The sequence below is a fragment of the Rhizobium sp. CRRU65 genome (genome assembly GCF_048551595.1).
GTDB lineage: Bacteria > Pseudomonadota > Alphaproteobacteria > Rhizobiales > Rhizobiaceae > Rhizobium > Rhizobium leguminosarum_J.
Map to the genome: position 1 here is coordinate 1 of NZ_JBLYZH010000005.1, position 20,885 is coordinate 20,885.

Here is a 20,885-nt window from a genome sequence, read left to right on the forward strand (position 1 = left end):
CTTGCCGGTAAAGGATGTGTTCTTGACCTTGGTATAGGGCTTGAACCAGTCGATCCGCTTGCCGTGCTTGCCCCAGAACTTGTCCGGGTTCTCGACGCTTTCCTCGTACCATTTCAGGTACTTTTCCCGGTCTATGAATGCTCGCTGCCGGACAAGGCGTGGCACGGTGTAGCGCTCGAGGACCACTGTTTTGCTCCCTGTGATTGGCTCCTGAAGACGATTCCGCTCGCCAAGAATCTGGAGACCTGTTCTGTCTGATGATATAGCGACCCATGTCGGTCCGAGGCCCGCTTATCGGCGCACGGACAGCAGCAGTTTGGACTGCCGATCAACCGTTACATCATTTCCGGTCGTCTGATCGCCGAGCCATCGCTGAACCGGCTCAGCCTGTAGGGTGAGATGTCGGTGATCGGGGTCTCGTTCATCACGATCTCGCTGACCAACCGGCCGGCACCCGGTCCTATGGCAAAGCCGTGCCCGCTGAACCCCGCAGCAATCACGTAACCCGGCAATTGCTCCACTCTTGAAATAACGGGGACGAGATCTGGCGAAGTATCGATGAGCCCTCCCCACGCGCGTTCGACCCCGATTCCCTTGAGTGCGGGGTATTCGCTTTCAAGGTTCTTCAATGCGAGCTTCACGAGTTCCCCGTCGGGCGCGGGATCTAAAATTCGGTTTTTTTCAAACGGCGAGATTTCATCGTTCTCCCAGGTACTGAAAGCATCGGGCCCATTCCAGAAGCTGCTGCTCAGACGGTACTTCAGCTTCTTCCCAATCTTGCTGCGGTACATCTGATAGAATTTGAAGGCGTATCGCATCCCCCTCGGAGTGAGGTCGAGCGTACCACGTCCGGGTACGGCGATCGTGTAGGCGCCATCTGTCCGACGTCGCAACACGAAGTTTGAAGCCGAGAGGCACCCCGCTTGAATGATTTCGGGCGCGGGAGTCGTCTTAATTGCGGTGCCGGAGATGTTTGCGACCGGAAGCTCGATACCATATCGATGAGAAAACCGCGAAGCCCATGCTCCACCAGCGCAAACAACGGTGCCAGCTTTCACAAGTCCTCGCTCTGTCCACACGCCTGTTACCCGGCCTTCGGTAATGTCAAGGCCCCGAACGGCGCAGTTTTGATGGAGCGATACGCCGCTTTCCTTCGCGGCCTCAGCGATGGCAGGCACAGCAAGACTTGGCTCAGCTCTCCCATCGGTCGGAGACCAAACGCCGCCGACCCACGAGGATGTGCCACCCGAAGCCCGATTATTGGCCTCGGACGCACTCAGAATCTGGCTGTGGAATCCTTGAAGGCGCGCAGCCTTACCCCACGTTTCCCACCGAGCAACATCAGCCTCGTTCTTCGTGCAGTAAAGTATCCCGCTTCGACGAAACCCAAGATCGCGACCGATCTCGGTGCTCAGTTCCTCCCAGCGCCGCAGACTATACGTGGCAAGCGCAAGTTCATGGAGGTCGCGGTTCTGCTGTCGGACCCATCCCCAATTGCGGCTTGACTGCTCGCCGCCAACGATACCTTTTTCGAGCAAAGCAACGGACACCCCCTTGCGGGCGAGCTCATAGGCCGTGCAGGTACCGACGATCCCCGCCCCGATGACAACGACGTCGACCTCGGTTGGAAACGAAAAGCTGTCACTTACTTTCTGAACTTCGACCGGCATAGACCCATTCCTCTGGCATCGTGCGCCGCATCTCCGACAGGCACGTTTGAACCCTCAACAATCATCCGTGGCAACACGCAAGGTTTCCAACCCATCAGGGATAGCGATGAAGTGAATCTGCTACGCCGTCCAGCCTATTCGACATCCTAGTGCCGATGGCTTTGCGTTAGACCGTCGTCATCTCGCCTAGGATGGTGTTCTCTCAGCTGTGATCACCGCGAACATCGAGCGCGTCGCGCAGCCCGTCGCCGATGAAATTGAAGCTGGTTACAGCGATCGTGATGGCGGCGCCGGGAATGATCGCCAGCCACGGTGCGGTCTCCAGATACTGCTGCGCGCCATTCAGCATGTTGCCCCAACTGGGAAGAGGCGGTTGAATTCCATAACCGAGGAAGCTGATATAGGCCTCCATCAGGATCGCCCGGGCGATGGTCAGGGTGGCCGCGACGATGATCGGACCTATGGCATTGGGAAGGATCTCTCGGAACATGATGTGCGTTGCGCTCAATCCCAGCATGCGGCCGGCCAGCACGAATTCACGCTCGCGCAGGGAGCGGACTTCGGCCTCGACAATTCGGGCAACTTCCATCCAGCTCGTGGCAGCAATAACGACGGTAATCATGATCGGGCTCGGCTTCAGCGCAGCTGCAAGAGCAAGCACGAGGAAGATGGATGGGAAGGACAGGAAGCCATCCACGGCACGCATCAGCACCGTGCCGACCAGGCCACCTCTATATCCCGCCACCACGCCTACAAGGGTCCCGATCAGCGTCGACAGCAGCATTGCCGAGAAACCGACCAGGAGCGAAATCCGGCCCGCCATGAACAACCGGGCGGCCAGATCCCTTCCCAGCGGGTCGGTACCGAGATAATGCCGGCCGGTCAGCGGCGGAGCGAAGCGGGCGCGCAGATCGATATAGAGCGAATCGTACGGCAACAAGTGGGGTCCTAAGACGCATGCCAGCGTCAGGAGAGCGATCATCACCATGCCGATGAGGGCCAGATGGTGGTTCATGAAACGGTGCGCAGATCGGCTGTTCCACCAGCGCTCCCGGGGCGAATTTGCGGCAATGGCAGTCATGATGGCTGACTCCTGATGAGCGTTTAAGGCGCTTAACTCAGACGGATCCGGGGATCGATGATGGCGACAACGATGTCGGCGGCGAGGTTGCTCACTACGACAAGGATCGCCGAGAACATGAGCAATCCCATCACCACCGGGTAGTCACTGTAGCCGAGGCTGTCGAGGAACAGGCGGCCCATTCCCGGCCAGGTGAATACCGTCTCTGTGACCAAAGCACCCGTGAGGACGCTGGGAAGCTGCATTCCCGCGAGCGTGATCATCGGCAGAAGCGCGTTTCCGATGACGTGTTTCATCAGAATGCGGCGCTCGCTCAGTCCTTTGGCGCGGGCCGTCTTGATGAATTCCTGATTGATCACGTCGAGAGTAGCCGATCGCATGTAGCGGCTCCAGATGGCCACATGCACCAGCGCAAGCACGACGCTGGGCAGGATGAGATGGTGAAGATAGTTCAGAACGGACTCGTCACCGATCGTGTACATGTTGCCGGCCGGGAGCCAGCCAAGTCTGAGCGAGAATACGTAAATGCCAATCAGTCCGAACCAAAAAGTCGGGATCGAAAGGGCCACCATCGCACCGACCGTCGCCATGTAATCGAAAATCGAATAACGCTTTATGGCGCCGCGAACTCCGATCCACGTACCGATGGCAATCGCGATGACGGTAGACGATCCCATCAGCAACAGCGTTGCCATGAGGTGTCGACCGATCACGTCGAGGACTGGCGCTCCGTCGCGGAAGGAGTGGCCCCAATCTCCTTTCAAAAGGCGCCAGGCCCAATCCATGTACTGGATCCACAGAGGACGGTTCAAGCCCAACTGCTCCGTCAGTCGGTTCAGGTCATCCTGCGTCATGCTCGCATCCAGCCCAAATTGTGCTAGGGGCCCACCCGGGATCAGGTTTAGGACCACGAAGCCGATGACGGAAACGATCAGAAGCAGTACAAGGCTCTGAGCGAACCGGTTAAGTAGGAAGCTACGCATTGAGCTCTCCCTGTGATAGCGCCAATAGAGGCCGCCGCCGCAACGCGCGGCAGCAGCGACGTTAGGTTAACTCAGCTCTTCCAGTGCCAGCCGGCAGCATGCCATGATGCCGTGCGCGTGTTCGTATTCGGTTGCCAGCCTTCAAGGCCTTCCTTTGTGCCAACCACATAGGTGGCGGCAAACAGGGGAAGAAAGGGAAGGTCCTGACGCACGATTTCCTGGATACGGTGATAGATTTCACGACGTGCTTCCGGATCGAAGGTCTGGGCACCCTTCTTGAGCAGCGCATCCACTTCTGGATTGGAATACTGGCCGACATTCGATCCCTTTCCACCCTTCGCGGCAATCGCGCTGCTGGCAAGACGGTTGGTGGCGTCGGGATCCGCGGCAATCAGATGCGTAACGCCCGAGATCGCCGTGTCGAACTGTGACTTCAGCCAGAATTCACCAAACATGACGGCAGCCGGCAAATTCGAGATGGTCATCTGGACGCCAATTTCCGCGAATGTCTGCTGCAGGAACTGCTGCACCTGCTCGCGGAGATTGTTGCCGGATGTCGTTGAGTTGTTGAACGCCAGCTTCACTCCATTCTTCTCACGAATCCCATCCGACCCCGGCACCCAGCCGGCATCGTCGAGGAGCTTGCGTGCTGCGTCCGGATTGTATTCCTGCGCCGGAAGGTTCGGATTGAAATAATACGACTCCTTCGGCATGAAGGTTTCCGTCGTTGTCACCACGCCGAAATAGAGGGCGTCGATGATCGCCTTTCTGTCCATTGCAGTATAGAGTGCCTGACGCACCGCAAGTTCCTTGAACTGCGGCCGCTCAAGATTCAGATAGAACGACTCGACGGAGGCACCAGGCACCAGACTCACCACCCGACCCGGCAACTTGCTAGCCTCGTCGTAGTGGTCGGACGTGATGTACGCCTGGTCTGTGAGATCGATATCGCCGCTCTTGAACTGGGTGTAGAGTACCGTCTGGTCAGGAATGTATTTGAATATGACCTGTTCGACATACGGACCGTCGCCAAAATAATCCGGATTCGCCGCCAGTTCGAGATGGTCGCCGGCCACACGCTGGCTCCACTTGAAGGCGCCGGTGCCAATGGGTGCCTGATTGAAGGCCGCTGCGTTCGGATCAGGCTCCTTCTCGAGAAGGTGCTTCGGCACGATGAAGGTTTCGGTGAGAAACGACAGGTAAGGAGCGAAAACCTGCTCCATGCGCCAGGTGATTTCCGTTGGCGAGACCACAGTGAGGTCGCGCACCAACGAATGGCCGCCCGTACGCCAGGCGCGGAATTTCGGATTGGTGATCAGTTCAAGGGTGAACTTCACGTCCTCAGCCGTGAAGGGATTACCGTCATGCCAGTGCACATCGTCACGCAGGCGGACGCGCCAGTTCAGGCCATCCTCCGAGATGCCGCCGTTCTTCTGCGTGGGAACCTCTAGCGCAAGATTGGGCTGGAGAACGCCGCCTGGATCCATGCGGAAGAGGGCGTCGAAGAGTGAGAAGTGGACCGCATCGTCCGTTTCGATATGGGCCATCAGCGGATTGAAGACGGTCGGTTCCTGCGAAAGCCCGACCACGACGCGACCCGCAGGCTTCTTGTCCGCGGCCCGGGCAATGTCAGGCTTGCCTATCAGGTTGGGAGCGGCAAAGCATGCAATGCCGCCGGCTGCCATCAGGCGCAGTGCGTCGCGCCGAGAAATGTTGCTTTTGGTCGTAGAGTCATTTGTCATTTTATTCCCTCTCTTTTGCTTATTAGGCAGTGACTGCCAGGGGTGAATTGAACCTTCTCAAGTGCCTCTCCGTCGTTCTCCCGGAATTGCAGCGACAAGTTCACGGGTGTAGTCCGATTGCGGTTTCAGGAAGATCTGAGACGGCGGGCCGCGCTCGACGACCCTGCCCTTCTGCATCACTGCGATTTCGTCACAGATCTGACTGGCGACACGAAGGTCATGGGTGATGAAGATCATTGATACGCCCGTCTCGCGCTGGATTTGGTCAAGCAGCTTGAGGATCTGGGCCTGGATCGACACGTCAAGCGCGGAGACTGCTTCGTCGGCAATCAGTAGCTTAGGCTTGAACATCAGGGCCCTGGCGATGCCGATGCGCTGGCGCTGCCCACCCGAGAATTCGTGCGGGTAGCGGCCGAAGGCGCCGGCATCGAGACCGACGTGGGAAAGCAACGCACGGGCCTCTTCGCGCGCCTGCACGTAGGGCATACCATGTGCGACAGGCCCGACTGTCAGTATTTGACCAATCGTGGATCGCGGATTGAGCGAGGCAAAAGGATCCTGAAAGATCATCTGAATTCGAGGGCGCAGCGGCCGGAACTCGGATTCCGAAAGCTTGACGATATCCTTGCCCTCAAACAAGATCTGACCGCTGTCGCTGTCCTGAAGCTTGATCAGAAGCCGGCCCAGCGACGATTTTCCGGAGCCGCTTTCGCCGACAATGCCGAGGGTGCGGCCCGTAGCCAACGTGAATGAGGCGTCCTTCACCGCAGGCACGACACGCTGGCTACCGAACAGCGCGCTGCCACTGCGATAGGTCTTGCACAACCCATTGACCGTCAGGATCGTCTCGTCGCTCGTCTGCGCCTTGAACTTTCTGTCTTCGCCCGTGAGGTGCGGAACGGCCGCGATCAAGCGCTTAGTGTAGGGGTGGCTGGGGGATTTGAGAACCTGATCGACGCTCCCCTGTTCGACAATCCGCCCCTTCTCCATAACCACGACGCTGTCGGCAATTTCAGCCACAACACCGAAGTCATGGGTGATGAACATGACGCTCATATCCTTGCGACGCTGAATGTCACGGATGAGCTTCAGGATCTGCGCCTGCGTGGTGACGTCAAGAGCTGTCGTTGGTTCGTCTGCGATCAGGATGGTCGGCTCAAGCGCCAGCGCAATCGCGATCATGACGCGCTGCCGCTGGCCACCGGAAAGCCGGAACGGATACTGGTGGTACATCAGCTCCGGATCGGGTAGCCCGACTTCGGTCAGCAATTCAAGGGCGCGGGTACGTCGCGAGGCCTTGGTGCCCACTCCATGGGCCGTCATCACTTCAGCGACTTGGTCGCCGACCGTCATCAGCGGGTTAAGCGCCGAAAGCGGATCCTGAAAGATCATGGACACGACACGGCCACGCAGCTGGCGCAGCGTTTTTGCGGGCGCACCGACTATGGTGGTTCCATTGAGATCGATCGCGCCCGATGAGACCGGAATGATCTTGGGCAAGAGCCCCATGATTGTGTTTGCAGTCACCGACTTGCCCGAACCAGACTCACCGATAATGCAAAGGATCTGACCACGCTTGAGGTCGAACGAGACATTTTCGACGGCATGAGCCCGTTCCATGCCTTTCGGCAGGTCGACAGTGAGGCCGCGCACCGTAAGCGCTGCGTCGCCCGCTGTAACAGCCTCTGTCATAACGGCCATCGGTCTATCTCCCTTATCTACGCAGCGTCTCGATTGAAATATTGTCGCCGATTCATGCATGCTGCCGCACAATCTCTTCGAGCGGGTGCACAGCTCCTTGGCTCGACACCATTCGCTACCAATCGGCGTTGGTTCGATGATCAATATAAGATTGGTATTGCCATTGGTGTCAATATAGATCAAATTGGTTTAGCAAAATAATTGTTGTGGAGGACACATGAGCGTGGTGTTGAAGGATTTCATTGAGGCGGAAGGTCTGGAACCAGGCGATCGCCTGCCCCCCGAGCGTGACTTGGCGCTGAAACTCGGGCTGCCGCGTACCGCCCTCAGAAGGATGCTCAGTTCGTTGGAGAAGGAAGGCCGCCTTATCAGGCACGTCGGCAGAGGCACCTTTATCGCCGGCAGCGGCGTTGGCTCCAGCGCCCTTCGCCGGCCGGCAACCAATGAAGGAGACACATTGCGCACCTATCCGGCGGAAGTGTTTGAGGCGCGGCTGATCATTGAACCCAAGATCGCTGCCTTGGCAGCGTTACGGGCGACAAGGCAGGAAGTCGAAGAAATGCAGAAATCAATCGCACGAGGCAGCACGTCGGAATCTCTAGTTGATTTCGAGAAATGGGACGCCGTCTTTCATCGCATCATCGTCCAAGCCGCTCGTAACGGTCTTCTTGCCTCGCTCTATGAAGGTATTCACGCAGTACGGGCGGGAAACCTCTGGGGAAAAATGAAAGAACAGTCGCTGACCTCTGAGCGCATGGCGACCTATATTGTCAGCCATCAGGCGATTCTTGACGCAATCAAAGACCGCGACAGCAGAGAGGCCGAGCGAAACATGTACGACCATATCATCGAAGCCAGAGCAAACATACTCGGCCCCAGCATCTGAACTTGGTCAGCGCGATTGGTATGTTCGGCCCGGCGTCGCGTTGTCCGCTGCGACCGTCTTGGCTGCGATCTCCACCATGTCGCCCATCTAGCCACTCTATCTCCCACGTAGCGGAGCATCCGCCTCAAGATACTGACCAGACTGCGCGCTTCAGGGACCAAACTGCCGCCGAAGCCAGGAGAGGAAGTTTCGTTTCCTAGCATCGCCTTCGAACGGGAGGCGGCTCAAAAGGATGTAGCTGTATCCGTTGCCGGAGTACCCCCGCGGCGCCACCAGCTGCCCGCTTTCTACAGCGTCGGCCACCAGCGGCTCTGGGCCGATTGCTGCACCTAAGCCAGCGATTGCCGCCTCTATGCTCAGATAAAAATGTTCGAATACCTGGTTCCCGGTTGGATTTGGATCGGCGAGCAAATTATCGGCGATGTATCGCGCCCACGCATCTCGCCGGGTGGCCGAATGAATGCGAGGCAAGGAAAGAATATCATCGCTGCCGGAAGCCAACAGGCGTGGCGCGCATACGGGGCCGACACGTTCTTCGACGACCGTTTCCACAAAGAGCTCCGGCGACCAGCTAAAGTCGCTTCTCCGTAGCGCTAAATCAATATGATTCCTGTCGAAGCTCACCGGACCACCAGCGGCCAATACATGAACCTCGACATCCGGATGAAGTGCATTGAATTGTGGGAGGCGAGGGATCAGCCACCGCTGCGTGAACGTCGGCTCGCATGAGACCACCAGCGGCGCCGAACCGCCAACTCTTATTTCCTCGCAACAATCGCTGATCTGGCGAAGCACCTCACTCATCGTGACAAGAAGGCGTCGCCCCGCGTCGGTGAGGAAAACGGCCCTGTTTCTTCGTTCGAAAAGATCTACGCCAAGGTCTTCCTCAAGCAAGCGGACTTGCTTGCTGATGGCGCTGTGCGTCACAAACAATTCATCGCCGGCGCGCCCGAAATTCAAATGACGAGCAGCGGATTCAAAGGCTCTCAGTGCGGATAATGCAGGGACTCGTGCGGCCATATCTGTGACTTGAAGTTACGGATTTCTGTCAGAATTCATCGTTTTTTTGTCAGAAGCAATAGCGCTAATAGTCTTCCGTCACATTGAGAACCGACGGAGAGCGACTTTGAAGGTAGGAATTCTCGCCGACGATCTGACGAGCGCAACGGATGGCGCCGCGCCATTCGTGAGCATGGGGCACAGATGCTTTGTCTTCAACGATTATCAGCCATCGTCTCTGCAAGATGCTGCGATTATCTCCGTGAACAAAGCAAGCCGGGCAGTATCCATTGAGGACGCTGTCGATCGGGCGACGCTGGCGGCAAAAAGCCTGACGTCCGCGGAGATCCTTTACAACACCGTGGATTCCACCATTCGAGGCCACGTCGGAGCTGAAGTATCTGCTGCACGTGCGGCATCCGGTCGGGCTGTTGCAATCGTCGCTCCGGCCTTCCCAGCGGGCGGGCGAACGACTGAGGGAGGGCGTCAGCTTCTGCGTGGCGTGCCGTTGGAGAAGACCGAATTTGCGAGGGACCCGCTCCATCCAATAACAGACTCTCGTCTTCGGGCTCTGTTCCGGGATATTCCAGACGCGGAAGTGCGTTTTCTTGGGCTTGAGGAAGTTCGCGCATTAAAGTCCGGCGAACTTGTCGCGAATGGCAGCAAGTTACTGATAGCTGATGCAGCAACCCAGGACGACCTGGCACTGCTGGTGAAATCGGCGGCCGATCCTAAGTCCATTCTTTGGTGTGGTTCTCCGGGACTGGCGACTGCGTTGGCGGACTATGTTGGCCCCGCTGACATCGCACCGTCGACCCCCACGGCGGCGCTCAATCTCTTCGTCATCGGCAGCGTCAACCCTCTGAGCCGCGAGCAATGCTCAAGGCTGATGAGCACTGGCAGCGTGCGGCAGATCGTGGTCGACGCCGAGCAGGCGTCTCACTCCCCCGTTCTCGCCGCCGAAAGCGCCATTGCGCAATATAGCCAATCTGGGTCTGCCGGAGATGTCATTTTAACAACGTCTGAGCGCGGCACGCAGGCCGAGCCCCGGTCCATCGCAATCGCTCTTGGCCAGGCGGTCCGCATGATTATGCAGCGCAGTCCCGTGACCGGGCTCTTCGTGACCGGCGGCGACACTGCCGAATCCGTGTTGGGCGTACTTGAGATTGGTTCGCTCGAACTTTTGGGCGAGATCGAGCCTGGAATTCCGGTCGGACGCACGAGCGGATCGCATCCCATACACATCATCACAAAAGCGGGCGGCTTTGGTTCGTCGAACGTGCTGCTGAAATCAGCCGAATTGCTTCGGGGCCTCTGGCTTGGAGATAAGAAATGAAGAAGCCTATCGGAATAACCATGGGCGATCCTTGTGGGATCGGCCCGGAAATCGTCGCACGCATTTTTGCGGACGGACTGCCTGAGCACGCGGTGGTGATCGGCGATGCCAAGGTGATGGAACGTGCTGTCCGAGCCCTCGATCTTCCGCTTCAGGTGCAGCCCGTCACTTCAGTCGACGAGGCTGTCCCAGACGACAAACTCATAGCCGTTCTCAACGTTTCCGATCTACCTGACGATTTACCGATCGGGCAGGTGGACGCGCGCGCTGGCCGCGCCAGCTACGACTATGTTGTGAGGGCGATCGACGAAGCGCTCGCAGGCAACATCAGGGCAATCGTTACCGCGCCGATCAACAAGGAAGCGATGAAAATGGGGGGGCTCAATTATCCCGGCCATACTGAAATCCTTGCAGAACGGTCGGGGACCGACAAGTTCGCGATGATGCTGGCAAACGACGAACTCCGTGTCATCCTGGTCACGATCCACGTCTCGTTGCGAGACGCCATCGACCTCGTGACGCAGGAATCTGTGCTCAGGACGATCGAATTGGCGCACGGGGCATGTAAGGCATATGGCATCGCCTCGCCCCGCGTCGCCGTCGCCGGCCTCAATCCCCATGCCGGTGAAAACGGCATGTTCGGACGCGAAGATCTCGACATTATCGCACCGGCAATCAGCCGGGCTCAGGAACTTGGAATAAACGCGTCCGGTCCGTGGCCAGGAGACACGATTTTCATGCGGGCCCGCAGGGGCGAGTTCGATATCGTCGTTGCGCAGTATCACGACCAGGGCCTCATTCCGGTCAAGTATCTCGGCATCGACAACGGCGTCAACGTCACCATCGGCTTGCCCTTCATCCGTACCAGCGTCGATCACGGCACCGCATTCGACATCGCGGGCCAAGGTACGGCAGACCATTCCTCACTTCGCTACGCCTTCGATCAGGCGCTGCTTCTCAACGCAATCTAGGAGCGCTTTCGATGCCTCAGACTTCTCCCGACTTCATATTTATGTTGACCAACCACGACCGCACCGTTGGCGACGCGGCCGAGCGCCTTCAGGATGTTCTTGCCGCCGGCATCAGACATGTGGGGTTCAAGGATATTGGCCTACCATTCGACAAACTCTTGAGCCTTGCTTCTGCAATCAAGGCGGGGGGTGCCACGCTCTACCTCGAAGTGGTCAGCCTCGATGAGGAGAGCGAACGACGATCCGCGCAGGCCGCAGTCGAGCTTGGCGTCGACATCTTGATGGGTGGCACCCGACCGCATGTCGTTCTCCCAGTTATTGCTGGGCGAAACATCGGCTACTATCCGTTCCCCGGCAAGATTGTCGGTCATCCGAGCAAGCTCGAAGGAACGATCGAGACAATTGTGGAAAGTGCCCGGCAATTGACGGCGATCAACGGTGTCAGCGGTCTCGATCTGCTGGCCTATCGCTTCGGCGGCGATGTCGAAGCGCTGATGACGCAGGTGTGCGAGGCCGTGGCCAAGCCCGTGGTTGTTGCCGGATCGATCGACAGCCCTGAAAGGATGGCGGCGGTCGTACGGTCTGGTGCTGCAGGCTTTACCATCGGAACGGCGGCTTTCAATGGTGCTTTTTCCGGCAGTTCCAACCTGCGGCTGGAGATCGAGGCGGAGATCAACGTTCTCGATCGGATTCAGGCCGACGCGGGCTGGATTGCACCATCAGAATTAACGCGCAACTGAATCGAACCTTCACCAATCATTAATTGCCGTCTTTACGATTGGGCGACAAGGTGAGTTTCGAATTTGGAGACCAGACAAATGGATCTAGCGACGTTCGCCCCCTCCCCTCGCTCGGCAGCCACGACCACTCTTGAGGCGCTGGAAACGCCCTGTCTGGTTCTGGATGCGGACCGGATGGACCGCAATATCAAGCGGCTCAGGAACCGGCTCGATGACCTCGGCGTGTCGCTGCGACCGCATCTGAAGACGGCGAAGTCGATTGACGTGGCCCGGCGGTTGATGAGTGCGCCAGAGGGACCGGCGACCGTCTCGACGTTGAAGGAAGCAGAGCAGTTCGCAGCCGCTGGCGTTCGCGACATGATCTATGCCGTCGGCATCGCTCCTTCAAAGCTCGCGCGTGTCGCCGAGCTGCGCGCCAAGGGCGTCGATCTCGTGGTGGTACTGGATACCGTCGAACAGGCGCAGGCGGTTGCCGAGGCATCCCGAGGCGCCGGAATGCGGATCCCAGCCATGATCGAGATCGATTGCGATGGCCATCGCTCGGGTGTCGTGCCTGCCAATCACGCGCAGTTGCTGGAGATCGGGCAGACGCTGGCGGCAGGCGCGGAGCTGCGTGGCGTTTTGACCCATGCTGGCGATAGCTACCAAGGTGGAGGCGACGAGGCGCAGCAACGCTATGCGGAAGCGGAGCGGTTGGCCGTTGTTGAAGCCGCGCAGCTTCTTCGTGGTGCGGGCCTGCCGTGCCCGGTCGTCAGCGTCGGTTCGACGCCGACGGCCCATCATGCGAAGGATCTAACAGGCGTGACCGAAGTCCGCGCTGGGGTGTTCGTGTTCTTCGATCTGGTGATGGCAGGCATCGGCATTTGCCAGGTCGATGACATCGCGCTCAGCGTTCTTGCGACGGTTATCGGACACCAGCGCGAGAAGGGTTGGATCATAACCGATGGCGGATGGATGTCTTTGTCGCGGGACCGCGGCACCAGCAGGCAGGCCATCGACCAGGGATATGGCCTCGTCACTGACATCGACGGCAATGCCTACCAGGACATCATCGTTGCCGATGCGAACCAGGAGCATGGCATCCTCGCCGTGCGACGCGGCTCGGACGCTCGCCTTCCCGATCTGGCGATCGGAGACCGGGTGCGGATCCTGCCGAACCACGCATGCGCAACCGCTGCGCAGCACCCGGTCTATCATGTTGTCCGCATTGGCTCGCATGCCGTTCAGGCTTGTTGGCCGCGTTTCGGAGGCTGGTGATGTCGAACGTCATAACCGTGAATACCGATCGCGCGCCCAGCCCGGCCGGTCATTATGTCCAGGCCAAACTGGCGGGCCGGCATCTTTATATATCAGGGCAGCTCCCGATCCGGCCGGATGGGGCGCCGCTTCCCGACGATAGCTTCGAGACGCAGGCGGGGCAGGCCATCGACAACATGCTGGCGGTCCTGGAAGCCGCAGGCGGAACCAAGGACGATCTCATCAGGGTGACGGCCTACATCGTTGGCGTCAGCAACTGGCCGCGCTTCAACCAGGTTTATGCAGCGCGGCTGGGAGAGGCGCGCCCGGCGCGCACCGTGGTTCCGGTGCCCGAACTCCACTACGGCTATCTCGTCGAGATCGACGCGATAGCCGTGCTCGCGCAAGACGCTCCTGCGCGGCAGGCACAAAACAGCTCCGACTAATCAATTCAGGTCAGCCACGATGTCACCACTCCTCAAACGCATACCGAGCGATCAAGAGCTTCCCGCGAAGGCCGACGTCGTCGTCATCGGTGGCGGCATTATCGGCGCGTCGGCGGCATTTTTTCTCGCAGAGCGGGGGCTCTCCGTTGCTTTGGTCGAGAAGGGCTATATCGGCGGTGAGCAGTCCAGCCGAAACTGGGGCTGGTGCCGCCGGCAGAACCGCGATGAGCGCGAACTGCCGCTCTCGGGGATTTCCATGCAGGCTTGGGACCAGTTCGCAGCCAAAATCGAGGAGGACGTCGGCTTCCGCCAATGCGGCCTGTTCTATGCGACGGACAACCCGGAGCAGCTGGCGGAATGGGAACAATGGCTTGATCTCGCTCGGCAATTCAACGTCAATACCAAGATGCTAACTGCCCGGGAGACGCATGACAGAATTCCCGCGCAAGGCCGCCGCTGGCTCGGCGGCGTCCATTCAGTCGATGATGGCAAGGGCGAACCCGCCATTGCGGCGCCGACCATCGCGAATGGTGCGCGTAAGTTCGGAGCGACTATCCACCAGGAATGCGCCGCACGGGGTCTCGATATCGTCAATGGTGCAGTTGCTGGGATCATCACCGAAAAAGGGATCATCAGGTCGCAGGCCGTTCTGAACGCCGGCGGTGCGTGGACCTCCTTGTTCTGTCGCCAGTACGGCGTGCAGTTCCCGCAGGCAAGCGTGCGCCAGACTGCAATTCGTACACGACCCACAACGAATCTCGGCGAGGCGATTTATACGCCTGAGTGCTCGCTGACACGCAGGTTGGACGGCAGTTACACGCTCGCTGTCAGCGGTAGGGCGACCTTGGATATCACGCCACAAGGCCTGCGCTACGCGCGCTGGTTCATGCCGATGTTTCTGAAGCGACTGAAAGCGGTCCAGATTGGCGTTGGCAAGTCCATGTTTCACGGACCGGAAGCTTTGGCGAGCTGGAACAAGGATACGCCTTCGCCTTTCGAAAAAATCCGTGTTCTCGATCCAAGACCGAGCCGCCGGACAATCGCGGCTATCCTGAAGGGCGTCACCGAGCAGTTCCCGGCGCTTGCGGGAATCGAAATCGCTGACAGCTGGGGCGCCTATGTGGATTGCACACCGGACGCGGTACCGGTTATCTCGGCGTCTGATCATGTGAAAGGCCTTTATTTGGCCGCGGGCGGTTCCGGCCATGGCTTCGGCATTGGCCCCGGCATCGGCCGCCTCGCCGCTGATCTGGTTGCTAACGATAGGCCTTGCGTTGATCCCACGCCCTTCCGGCTGTCGCGCTTCTTTGACGGCTCCAGAGTCGAGGTCGGCGGGCTCTGATCATGGCGAAAGGCGAGGGTAGGACATGAAGTCCTAGCCGACGCTGTCCAACATCTTGTAATACATGCCGACCAGCGGCAGGAACCAGGGGGTTCCGAAGTGCCCCGGGACGGCCGGCCAATCGAGCCCCTTCATCGGATTGCGGTCCGGCCGGCCGAGGATCGCGTCGGCGATCAGCATTCCGAGATGGGTCGAAAGCTGGGCGCCATGGCCGGAGTAACCCAAGGCGTACCAGACGCCGTCATGACAGCCGGCGCGCGGGAACCGATCCTTGGTTATGTCGACGAGCCCGCCCCAGCAATAGTCGATCTCGACACTGGCGAGTTGCGGGAAGATTTCTGCGAGGCTCGCCTTTAGGGTTGCTGCAATCTTGGGGTCCGAACCGTGGTCGGAAGTTGCCGAGAAGCGCGCGCGGCCTCCGAAGATCAGCCGGTTGTCGGGCGAGAGCCGGAAATAGTTACCGATATTCTTCGACGTGACGCAGGTGCGGTTGCCGGGCATCGTCGCCGCGATCTCCGCTTCGGTCAGCGGCCGCGTGGCAATAATGAAACTGCCTACCGCAATGATCCGGCGCCGGAAATAGCCGAAGGTCGAGGGTGTATAGGCGCCGGTGGCAACAAGCACCGCATCGGCGGTGACGCTGCCGCGGCCGGTTTTCAGATGATGACGGCGGTCCGCCTGCCGATGGCCCGTGACGGCCGCGTTCTCGAAGATCGTCGCGCCGTGACGCTTCGCTGCCTCGGCGAGCCCTATGACGTAGCGACCCATATGCATCATCGCGCTCTTCTTCGAGAGCATCGCGCCGTGGAAGGGCGAGCCGATTTCCTGCTTCAGGTCGTCTGCCCTTAGCAACGCCGTGTCCGGATCGACTTCGGCGTGCACGGCTTCGAAGTTGCGCGCGATCGCTTGGAGATGCTGGGGCTTGGAGGCGAGCTTCAGCTTACCGGTGCGGCGGAAGCTGCAATCAATTCTCTCGTCTTGGATTAGAGCCTCGATCGTGTCGATCGAGTCGTCCAGCGCCTTGTAAAGCGCAATCGCGCGCTCCTTGCCAAGCTCCGCCTTTGCCGCCAGATAGCTGTGCGCAAGTCCGTTGTTCAAGTGACCGCCATTGCGGCCGGAGGCGCCCCAACCCACCGCCTCGGCTTCCAGAACGACGACTTTGGCACCTGCCTTTGCGAGCTGCCTGGCGGCGCCAAGACCGGTGAAGCCGCCGCCGACCACGGCGACATCGTAATGGCCATCGATCGGACCCTCTTCGGCCCCGGCAAAGGCCGGAGCAGTGTCGTGCCAGTAGGATGAGAACTTCATGGTGGCGCGCCTTGTCTCTAGAGATTGGATCGCCCGGAGAAAGGGCGAGGAGCTTATAGGAGCTTAAGGTTGAAACAGCTTGGTCAGCGGCAGTTGCGCCCTGCGGATCGGCGATTTCAGCACGACGTAGCTGAAATACTTGTCAATACCGACGTCCAGCTCGATCAGCCGCTCCATGATCTCCTGATATTCGCCTATGCCGGTAGTCACGAATTTCAAGAGATAGTCGTAGCCGCCCGAGATCACATGACACTCAATGAGGTGCTCGATCTTCTCGATAGCAGCGAGGAAGCGTGCAAAATCGGTCTGCCGGTGGTTCTTCAGCGTGACCTCAGTAAACACCAATAGCGCCTGCCCCAACTTGGCGACATTGATCTGCGCCGTGTAGCCTTCGATATAGCCCTCCGACTGCAGCTTCTTGACGCGCATGAGGCAGGGGCTTGGCGATAGGTTGACAACCTCAGCAAGCTCCACATTGGTCATTCGACCATTCTGCTGCAGCACGTGCAGGATCTTGATGTCTGTCCGGTCGAGTTTCATGGACTTAGCTTTCGGTGATAAATGGCACGATCCTGGTCGGCTGCCGAGGCAGTCGATGTTAGACCTACGCAACGACCTTCCTGAGCGCGGACTCCATGGCTTCGAGAAACCGATCCACGTGCTCCGCCTGACAAATCAGTGGGGGCCGAACTTTCAGCGTATCCTCGTTGGCGCCAGTCGTGCTGATAAGAACGCCATCGTCACGCACCAGGTTTACAATCTCCAATGCCATGGCACGCCGGCTGGCGTCTCCCGTTCCATCCAGCCCGATGTCGATGCCGAAGAACAGACCGGCATTTCGAATGCCGCGGATACCGCCGTGCAGCTTAGCAAGATGCTCCAACCCCATTTTCAGGCGTTCACCCATGGCATGCGCATGCTCGGGGATGCGTTCTCTGTGCAAAATGGTCAGGACGGCGTCAGCGGCCGCGATCCCGACGGTATTGCCGCCGAAGGTGTTTGAGTACCGGGCAGTTGCGCCAAAGCGATCCATCGGTGCCTTGCGGCCAACAACCGCGCCGATTGGAAATCCATTGCCCATAGGCTTGCCGAGAGTGACGAGGTCAGGCACAACTTCGTGACGCCCAAAACCCCACATGTGTGTGCCCGTCCGCCCAAATCCTGGCTGAACTTCATCGGCAATCACGAGGCCACCTGCCTCCCGCACCGCTTTAACTCCACCGGCGATGAAGCCAGGAGGGTCAACCCAGACGCCGTCGCTGGAGAAAATCGTGTCGATGAGGAGGGCCGCGATGCCAATCCCACGTCGGTTTAAATCAGCGATTGCGGAGCGAACCTGTTCTTCAAAGAATGCCGCAGCTTGCCGCTCGGGTATGCCCGAGGGACCGTGCAACGACACCATGCGCACGGCAGGGCTGAGCTTGATGGCATCGCCCAGATTGGGCGACACCATCGCCGTGGCCGCACTGGTGCCGTGATAGGCATGGGAAGAGACGATCACGCCCTCGTTGCCGCTGGTCAACCTTGCAATCCGGAGCGCCAGGTCGTTCGATTCGCTACCCGTGCAGGTAAAGACAACGCGGTTCAGCTCCTGGGGAAAGGCGGCCACGAGCCGTTCGGCATAATCGACCAGCCTCGGTTCAAGATAGCGCGTGTTTGCGCTAATTCGGCTGGCTTGTTCTGCCATGGCAGCGTTGATCTCTGGGTGACAATGCCCGAGAGAGGGCACGTTGTTGTAGAAATCGAGATAGGGACGTCCGTCCGGATCGAAGAGCCACATGCCCTCGCCCCGAACGAAATGAACCGGCCGGCGGTATTGGAGCCTGTAGGAAGCTCCCAATACGCTGTCGCGCCGAGCGATCAGCTCAGACTCCCGGGGGGAAATTGTGGCTTCCCCGGGAGTGAAGCGGTTGGGCATGAGATCTGTGGACATAGCTTTGATCCTGCTTAGATTTCTATCCGCGAGTAGGTCGCGGCTTACCGTCCTGATTACCAAGGCGAGCGACGCAAGGTTTAGATGCGGCCGGCTAAGGTCCTGCGCTACGCACAGCCATATCGGCCTCCCCCGCGCTTAACGCCGATAGGATAGAGAGCCCGCGTTCGGCCCTGGCCACGTTTTTCTTGATATATGCCGCCTCGGCCGGAAACAGCTCGGCTCGCCAGTAGTTGATGAGGATGAGGGCGCTTTGGCGCGCCTTCATCAATCCGACCAGCAGTTTCGCCTCAAGCGTGGAAAGCGGAGTCACCGAAGCATAACCGGCGATGAGATTTTCTGAGCCGCCGAGAGCCAAAGATGGGTCGGTTACCAAGTGGCTTGCAGCAACCACGAGATCCTGAATCCGAGGACCCCAGCAGCCGTCGCCGAAGTCGATGAACGCGATACCCTGACCGGCCAGGAGCGTGTTGAAAGGGCTCGGGTCGTTGTGCGTGACCTGCCATGCTACCTCGCGCAGTTGCGGCTTGATGAGCTCGACATAATTGCCCATGGCAAGACGCACTGAGGCCGCGACAGGCTCTGATTGCAGATGCTCCTCCAGTTCCATTAGCCTCGGCCAGCATCCGACATGCCAAAGTACCGGGCGATGCATGGCGGGCAGCTTCAGAGGCTCGAGCGCCAAACTGAGCCTGCCAAGCGCCTGGCCGACCCGGTAGCGGACGTCCGGAGTTGCGTTCACCTGGTGCAGCGGCACCCCTGAAAGTCGGGTCTGCAGGTAGCCGCAAATCTCCTCCTCTTCGAACATCAGCGTACCGGCGCCGGTACGCACCAGATGAGGTGCTGCGAAACCGGAAGCGCCTTCCAGCCCTGCAAGGGCCGCAACCTGGAAGCGGAAACTGTCTCGTCCTTCCGGCCGCGCTGACGTTTTGAGGATCAACCGATCGCCGCTCAACAGAGTGACCTCGGCGGTACATTCCACTTCCGAGGACAGAACCCTGATCGTTCCCGTCAAACCGTAGTGGCGCAGTAGCAGCTCACCGGACACGTGCGCATCGGCAGGGCTCGGCTTAGTCGCCAGAATAGCGGCAGCGCCCCTGAAATATGCTTCGCTGAAAGGCTCGCCGACCGACTGGTTGGCGTCGAGATGACCCGCACCGTCGTCTGGAACCGCATCGTTACAAGCACCCACGATTGAGACCCTCGCACTGTTTGGAGCCGGACGGCAATGGTCATCCGAAAAACGACCGTCAGTATGGCATCCAGTCCGCTGCGGCCAACCTGCGTGAAGGTTGGCGATTGCTACTGAAGGCGCTGGAACCACCGTCCCCGCCTTCAGCACGATCGTCCTGGCCTCGGCATTGTTTCCTCGCCCGTGCCGGGATCCATGATCGCGCCGCCGAACACCGCGGCACCGCAATGCCCTCGGCCCTTTACCCTCCGGCAAACCGAGGTTCGCTGTCGGACCGGTGGCAGAGAGATTTTCAGATGTATTCGGGCTTCCTTAAAGCCCGACAACGCCCGGCAAGTCAGAGATGCCGGCAATCTCGGTGTAGCCGTAATAGGGATTGGCCGGCTCGTGACCGCGATTGACCCAGACCTTGTTCTTGATCCCAAGGTCGTGCGCGGACATCAGATCGTAACGGAACGAAGAAGAGCAATGCAGTATGTCCTCCGGTCCGCAGCCAAGCATATCGAGCATATATTCGAAGGCCCGGAAGTGCGGCTTATAGGCCTGAGCCTCTTCGGCGGTGTAAACCGCGTGGAAAGGCGCGCCGAGCTTCTCAACGTTAGACATGATCTGGGAGTTCATTGCATTCGACAGGATGACCAGCGGAATTTCCTTTGCCACCTTGGCAAGACCGGCCGGAACGTCGGGATGCGGGCCCCAAGTGGGAACGCGTTCGTAAACCATCTGCGCGTCTTCGTTCTTGAACTGGATGCCATTGCGTTTGCAGGTCCTCGCCAATGCGTTATGTACGACCTCCGCATAGGGCTTCCAGTCGGCCATGACTTCATCAAGCCGGTACGCAGAGAAGTCGGCGATGAACTGCAGCATTTTCTGCTCGCTCATGCGCTCGGTGTAGAGATCGCGTGCCGCCTCCGCCATCTGAAAGTTGATCAGCGTGCCGTGGCAATCGAACGTGATGTATTTCGGGCGGAAAGTGGTCATGCGCTTCGTCCTTGCTTTGCGGGGAGCTGTTTAAGTTATGACCAATCATAGCCCGGCGCTCGCATCCGAATTGCCCGGAGATTGCGGAACATCAGCACAAAATGCTGGAGGGAAACATCATTTCCCCTTGTGAGTGCCGGGTCACAGTGATCCGCGGTGGCGGGATAGTTCCAACACACCGCCCAAGCTTCGAAAGCGCCTGCCGGTACTCTCTGCCAAAATCGCCATGCGATATAAAACAATCTGCTTGAGGCCCCGCGGATACGGCCAATAGAAATACAGCGGGCCCAATATGATTAGTGCAGGTCAGATCGTGATGCGCCCATGCATCCGATGAA

19 protein-coding genes are annotated in these 20,885 nt (G+C 59.1%); 7 read left to right on the plus strand and 12 right to left on the minus strand.

From position 1 onward, the window contains the following. From ACM5SV_RS11525 to ACM5SV_RS11550, 6 genes are all read right to left on the minus strand, one after another. Positions 1–186: acetyl-coenzyme A synthetase N-terminal domain-containing protein (locus tag ACM5SV_RS11525; RefSeq protein WP_130676705.1), on the minus strand; the 186-nt coding region annotated here is incomplete at its 3' end. 149 nt (positions 187–335) lie between these two features. After that, entirely contained in the window at positions 336–1,670 is a 1,335-nt protein-coding gene (locus ACM5SV_RS11530) for an NAD(P)/FAD-dependent oxidoreductase (RefSeq protein WP_018068446.1), read from the minus strand. 202 nt (positions 1,671–1,872) lie between these two features. After that, entirely contained in the window at positions 1,873–2,751 is an 879-nt protein-coding gene (locus tag ACM5SV_RS11535) for an ABC transporter permease (RefSeq protein ID WP_020397318.1), read from the minus strand. 32 nt (positions 2,752–2,783) lie between these two features. Further along, entirely contained in the window at positions 2,784–3,734 is a 951-nt protein-coding gene (locus tag ACM5SV_RS11540) for an ABC transporter permease (protein ID WP_024323560.1), read from the minus strand. Between the two features lie 71 nt (positions 3,735–3,805). Further along, positions 3,806–5,476, minus strand: coding sequence for a peptide ABC transporter substrate-binding protein (locus ACM5SV_RS11545; RefSeq protein ID WP_419425188.1), 1,671 nt, complete (start codon positions 5,474–5,476; stop codon positions 3,806–3,808). A gap of 57 nt (positions 5,477–5,533) precedes the next feature. Continuing rightward, positions 5,534–7,177 carry an ABC transporter ATP-binding protein gene (locus ACM5SV_RS11550; protein WP_419425189.1) on the minus strand — a complete coding sequence of 548 codons (1,644 nt, stop codon included), beginning with the start codon at positions 7,175–7,177 and terminating at the stop codon, positions 5,534–5,536. A 217-nt stretch (positions 7,178–7,394) separates the two neighbouring features. Between ACM5SV_RS11550 and ACM5SV_RS11555 the strand changes: the two genes are divergently transcribed. Beyond that, complete coding sequence (locus ACM5SV_RS11555; protein ID WP_018068441.1) at positions 7,395–8,063, plus strand: FadR/GntR family transcriptional regulator; 669 nt, start codon at positions 7,395–7,397, stop codon at positions 8,061–8,063. Positions 8,064–8,213: 150 nt separating this feature from the next. On the opposite strand, the gene ACM5SV_RS11560 is transcribed toward ACM5SV_RS11555, so the two are convergent. Next, on the minus strand, positions 8,214–9,083 hold the full coding sequence (locus ACM5SV_RS11560) for a LysR substrate-binding domain-containing protein (RefSeq protein ID WP_222335436.1): 870 nt from the start codon (positions 9,081–9,083) through the stop codon (positions 8,214–8,216). Between the two features lie 106 nt (positions 9,084–9,189). On the opposite strand from ACM5SV_RS11560, the gene ACM5SV_RS11565 reads away from it, so the two are divergent. From ACM5SV_RS11565 to ACM5SV_RS11590, 6 genes are all read left to right on the plus strand, one after another. Then, a complete protein-coding gene (locus ACM5SV_RS11565; protein ID WP_419425190.1) occupies positions 9,190–10,398 on the plus strand; it encodes a four-carbon acid sugar kinase family protein in 1,209 nt (402 codons plus the stop codon). Further along, a complete protein-coding gene (pdxA, locus tag ACM5SV_RS11570; RefSeq protein ID WP_419425191.1) occupies positions 10,395–11,369 on the plus strand; it encodes a 4-hydroxythreonine-4-phosphate dehydrogenase PdxA in 975 nt (324 codons plus the stop codon). Before ACM5SV_RS11565 ends, pdxA begins: the two co-directional genes overlap by 4 nt. 11 nt (positions 11,370–11,380) lie before the next feature. Beyond that, positions 11,381–12,109, plus strand: coding sequence for a 4-hydroxythreonine-4-phosphate dehydrogenase (locus tag ACM5SV_RS11575; protein WP_419425192.1), 729 nt, complete (start codon positions 11,381–11,383; stop codon positions 12,107–12,109). 78 nt (positions 12,110–12,187) lie between these two features. Then, positions 12,188–13,366 (plus strand): DSD1 family PLP-dependent enzyme, encoded by a 1,179-nt coding sequence (locus ACM5SV_RS11580; protein WP_419425193.1) that lies wholly within the window; start codon positions 12,188–12,190, stop codon positions 13,364–13,366. Then, positions 13,366–13,791 (plus strand): RidA family protein, encoded by a 426-nt coding sequence (locus ACM5SV_RS11585; RefSeq protein ID WP_222335443.1) that lies wholly within the window; start codon positions 13,366–13,368, stop codon positions 13,789–13,791. The genes ACM5SV_RS11580 and ACM5SV_RS11585 overlap by 1 nt, the downstream gene beginning before the upstream one ends. A gap of 19 nt (positions 13,792–13,810) precedes the next feature. Continuing rightward, entirely contained in the window at positions 13,811–15,133 is a 1,323-nt protein-coding gene (locus ACM5SV_RS11590) for an NAD(P)/FAD-dependent oxidoreductase (protein ID WP_222335444.1), read from the plus strand. Between the two features lie 33 nt (positions 15,134–15,166). On the opposite strand, the gene ACM5SV_RS11595 is transcribed toward ACM5SV_RS11590, so the two are convergent. From ACM5SV_RS11595 to ACM5SV_RS11615, 5 genes are all read right to left on the minus strand, one after another. Beyond that, the gene (locus ACM5SV_RS11595; protein WP_222335445.1) at positions 15,167–16,441 is read right to left on the minus strand and encodes an NAD(P)/FAD-dependent oxidoreductase; all 1,275 of its coding nucleotides are present in this window, start codon (positions 16,439–16,441) and stop codon (positions 15,167–15,169) included. A 63-nt stretch (positions 16,442–16,504) separates the two neighbouring features. Continuing rightward, the gene (locus ACM5SV_RS11600; protein ID WP_222335446.1) at positions 16,505–16,981 is read right to left on the minus strand and encodes an Lrp/AsnC family transcriptional regulator; all 477 of its coding nucleotides are present in this window, start codon (positions 16,979–16,981) and stop codon (positions 16,505–16,507) included. Between the two features lie 64 nt (positions 16,982–17,045). After that, positions 17,046–18,374, minus strand: a complete 1,329-nt coding sequence (locus ACM5SV_RS11605; protein ID WP_419425194.1) for an aspartate aminotransferase family protein — start codon at positions 18,372–18,374, stop codon at positions 17,046–17,048. Positions 18,375–18,468: 94 nt separating this feature from the next. Beyond that, entirely contained in the window at positions 18,469–19,566 is a 1,098-nt protein-coding gene (locus ACM5SV_RS11610) for a phosphotransferase enzyme family protein (protein WP_419425195.1), read from the minus strand. 312 nt (positions 19,567–19,878) lie between these two features. Further along, complete coding sequence (locus tag ACM5SV_RS11615) at positions 19,879–20,547, minus strand: haloacid dehalogenase type II (protein WP_164048716.1); 669 nt, start codon at positions 20,545–20,547, stop codon at positions 19,879–19,881. Between the last annotated feature and the right edge of the window lie 338 nt (positions 20,548–20,885).

Bases quoted from the DNA above. Each gene is read 5' to 3' on its own strand.
- ACM5SV_RS11595 (WP_222335445.1), bottom strand. From the start codon at position 16,441: ATGAAGTTCTCATCCTACTGGCACGACACTGCTCCGGCCTTTGCCGGG.
- ACM5SV_RS11545 (WP_419425188.1), bottom strand. From the start codon at position 5,476: ATGACAAATGACTCTACGACCAAAAGCAACATTTCTCGGCGCGACGCA.
- ACM5SV_RS11575 (WP_419425192.1), top strand. From the start codon at position 11,381: ATGCCTCAGACTTCTCCCGACTTCATATTTATGTTGACCAACCACGAC.
- ACM5SV_RS11590 (WP_222335444.1), top strand. From the start codon at position 13,811: ATGTCACCACTCCTCAAACGCATACCGAGCGATCAAGAGCTTCCCGCG.
- ACM5SV_RS11555 (WP_018068441.1), top strand. From the start codon at position 7,395: ATGAGCGTGGTGTTGAAGGATTTCATTGAGGCGGAAGGTCTGGAACCA.
- ACM5SV_RS11560 (WP_222335436.1), bottom strand. From the start codon at position 9,083: ATGGCCGCACGAGTCCCTGCATTATCCGCACTGAGAGCCTTTGAATCC.
- pdxA (WP_419425191.1), top strand. From the start codon at position 10,395: ATGAAGAAGCCTATCGGAATAACCATGGGCGATCCTTGTGGGATCGGC.
- ACM5SV_RS11615 (WP_164048716.1), bottom strand. From the start codon at position 20,547: ATGACCACTTTCCGCCCGAAATACATCACGTTCGATTGCCACGGCACG.
- ACM5SV_RS11550 (WP_419425189.1), bottom strand. From the start codon at position 7,177: ATGGCCGTTATGACAGAGGCTGTTACAGCGGGCGACGCAGCGCTTACG.
- ACM5SV_RS11580 (WP_419425193.1), top strand. From the start codon at position 12,188: ATGGATCTAGCGACGTTCGCCCCCTCCCCTCGCTCGGCAGCCACGACC.
- ACM5SV_RS11585 (WP_222335443.1), top strand. From the start codon at position 13,366: ATGTCGAACGTCATAACCGTGAATACCGATCGCGCGCCCAGCCCGGCC.
- ACM5SV_RS11605 (WP_419425194.1), bottom strand. From the start codon at position 18,374: ATGTCCACAGATCTCATGCCCAACCGCTTCACTCCCGGGGAAGCCACA.
- ACM5SV_RS11540 (WP_024323560.1), bottom strand. From the start codon at position 3,734: ATGCGTAGCTTCCTACTTAACCGGTTCGCTCAGAGCCTTGTACTGCTT.
- ACM5SV_RS11530 (WP_018068446.1), bottom strand. From the start codon at position 1,670: ATGCCGGTCGAAGTTCAGAAAGTAAGTGACAGCTTTTCGTTTCCAACC.
- ACM5SV_RS11535 (WP_020397318.1), bottom strand. From the start codon at position 2,751: ATGACTGCCATTGCCGCAAATTCGCCCCGGGAGCGCTGGTGGAACAGC.
- ACM5SV_RS11600 (WP_222335446.1), bottom strand. From the start codon at position 16,981: ATGAAACTCGACCGGACAGACATCAAGATCCTGCACGTGCTGCAGCAG.